This is a genomic window from Gordonia aichiensis NBRC 108223 (assembly GCF_000332975.1).
GTDB lineage: Bacteria > Actinomycetota > Actinomycetes > Mycobacteriales > Mycobacteriaceae > Gordonia > Gordonia aichiensis.
The window spans coordinates 1-2,064 of the sequence record NZ_BANR01000057.1 but is presented as its reverse complement, the minus strand read 5'-3'; the positions used below and the strand labels follow the sequence as shown (position 1 = coordinate 2,064).

Genomic DNA, 2,064 nt, shown 5'->3' with positions numbered 1-2,064 from the left:
GAGCCAGAACGCGCGGCGGTTGCTTGATACGCGTCCGTCTGCGATTGCGGCGTCGACGAGTTGCGCGTGGGTGCGTGCGGTCTCGTGTGCGGCTGCTGCTGCGAGGGCGCCGGTCAGGCCGTGCCGTTGGGCGAAGTCGGAGTCGATGAATGTCATGGCTGCACCGTTGCGGTCACAACCTTGGTGGCCTGTGGTCGGTCGACTGCGAATCCGGGTACGGCGTAGACCTGGATGAGCTTCTGCCGTTTTTCGCGTTGGTCGATGACGTCGACGGTCAGCGGTCGTTCGTATCCGACGATGCCGGGTTTGCCCTTCTGCACGACGTAGGCGCGTCCGGCCGGCACGTACGGGTTGGTGACCATTGTCAGCCCTGCAGCGGTGAGCACGTTGGATAGGTCTTCTGCGTACCCGATGGACAGTGCGAGGGCGTCGTCGCTTGAGAGGAGCAACGTATCGGGCAGGAAGCCCAAGCGGTCCTCGACGAATGCGTTGCGAGCTCGCAGCAGGTCGGAGAGGGGGCGCAGCACGTGCGGCGTGATCTGGTCGGCGGGTCCGACTGTGATGAACGAGGTCCACGCGGCTGATGCGGGGATCTCGTCAGGTTGGGCATCGTCGATCGCTTCGAGAGCCTTGACGTTGAGTTTGCGGGTGAGGGTGTTGCTGAGTTGGCTCACCTTGTTGTTGAGTGCTGAGATGTCGCCGCGGTCGATTTCCTCGTCGGTGATCTCGACGGTCGCGCCGTAGTCTTTGACGAGCGCGAGACGGTAGTCGGGGTCGATGGCGCGGACTCGCTGGTATTCGTCGCCGGGACCGCGCTCGACGACGTCGTCGGCCGTGTAGCGATCGGCGCCAGTCAGTCGTGGGTGCAGGATGCCGCCACCTGTGACGGTTGCGCCGGCAGGACTGAAGAAGGTCGACAGTAGTTCGTTGCCTTCGGTGAGGTCGGCGATTTTCGCGCGCAGCCAGGTGGGCTGGGCCATGACTGCTGCGACTGTGACGTTGGGGCCGTCGATGCTGGGGATCAGGATGGACATGGTGTGTTCCGTTCAGTGGTAGAGGGAGACGAGGGCCAGCGAGCCTGCGGCTGCTGCGGTGACGGCGTATCCGACTGCGACGCCGGAGGTTTTGGTTTTGGCCTTGCCGTTGGCTCCGACTTCGATCTCGGAGAATGCGGCGACAGCGCCGTCAGCGGTGACCCGCACGACGCGTGAGGCACCTCGGGCGAGTCCGACTAGTTCACCTTGTGCGGCAGCGTATTTGGCGACACCAGCGACGCGACCACCGGCGTCTGCAGGTGCTACCGCGATGACTCCCTCGTCGGCGTTGCCGCTGATCTTCACGAACTGAGACGCAGCGACGGTCGCTGAGGCACGGCCAGTGACGTCGTGGCCCGGGCCGTAGACGTCGATACTGAGGTTCGGCATTGTTGTGATGTCCTTTCCGTAATCCGTTCTGCGACAACCGTGTCGGGAATCATCCACCGTCCTGCGTGGCGCACTGCGGGTAGTGATCCTCGTCGACACAAGGCTCGAACATTCTCCGGTGAGCATCCGAGTCGCTGTGCGGCTTGTTCTGTGCCGATCAGGTCATCTACGTTCGACTGTGCCCCAACGAGTTCCGTGTCGTGTGCCGCTGTTGGGGTATCGGAACGTTCGCCAGCAGCGGCGAGTTGTTCAGCGAGGATGAGTACACGGCGTTTGACTCCAAGACCACGTTGCCTCATCACCTTGTCTAGAAGTCGTAGCGCGGCCTCAATGTAGAGGGCGTCATCGGCGGAGATCACCACCCCGTCAACGACGATAATCTCGCTCACGGCAGCTGCTCCATCGTCAAATTCAGGACTTCCTGTCGCACAATGCCAACCGTGCCCGGTCGGGCATGTTCAGCGGCCAATGTTGCGATGCCGACCAGCAGTTCAGTACATCGACCCGCCTCGAGTGCATCGGTAAGAACTTCGTTGAGTGCGGCGTTGTCTCCATCTGCTGCGGCAATGAACAGACGGCGGGCACGAATGTCATCACTCGGATTCATGGTCTCGGTTTCCTCGTCGGGTAGATGTGTTGG

At 62.4% G+C, this 2,064-nt stretch carries 4 protein-coding genes; all 4 read right to left on the bottom strand.

Going from position 1 to position 2,064, the window contains the following annotated elements; all coding sequences use genetic code 11:
- Window positions 1-152: 152 nt before the first annotated feature.
- Window positions 153-1,034 (bottom strand): major capsid protein, encoded by an 882-nt coding sequence (locus GOACH_RS22285; protein ID WP_005180391.1) that lies wholly within the window; start codon window positions 1,032-1,034, stop codon window positions 153-155.
- A 12-nt stretch (window positions 1,035-1,046) separates the two neighbouring features.
- Window positions 1,047-1,424 carry a capsid cement protein gene (locus GOACH_RS22280; protein ID WP_005180389.1) on the bottom strand — a complete coding sequence of 126 codons (378 nt, stop codon included), beginning with the start codon at window positions 1,422-1,424 and terminating at the stop codon, window positions 1,047-1,049.
- Window positions 1,337-1,723: a helix-turn-helix domain-containing protein gene (locus tag GOACH_RS24690; RefSeq protein ID WP_373279123.1), complete on the bottom strand. Its 387-nt coding sequence runs from the start codon at window positions 1,721-1,723 to the stop codon at window positions 1,337-1,339. The genes GOACH_RS22280 and GOACH_RS24690 overlap by 88 nt, the downstream gene beginning before the upstream one ends.
- 86 nt (window positions 1,724-1,809) lie before the next feature.
- Window positions 1,810-2,064 (bottom strand): hypothetical protein (locus GOACH_RS22275; protein WP_040519605.1); only part of this gene is annotated, 255 nt, incomplete at its 5' end.

Excerpts from the sequence above, each read along its gene's own strand:
- GOACH_RS22285 (WP_005180391.1), bottom strand. The coding sequence starts at position 1,034 with ATGTCCATCCTGATCCCCAGCATCGACGGCCCCAACGTCACAGTCGCA.
- GOACH_RS22280 (WP_005180389.1), bottom strand. The coding sequence starts at position 1,424 with ATGCCGAACCTCAGTATCGACGTCTACGGCCCGGGCCACGACGTCACT.
- GOACH_RS24690 (WP_373279123.1), bottom strand. The coding sequence starts at position 1,723 with ATGAGGCAACGTGGTCTTGGAGTCAAACGCCGTGTACTCATCCTCGCT.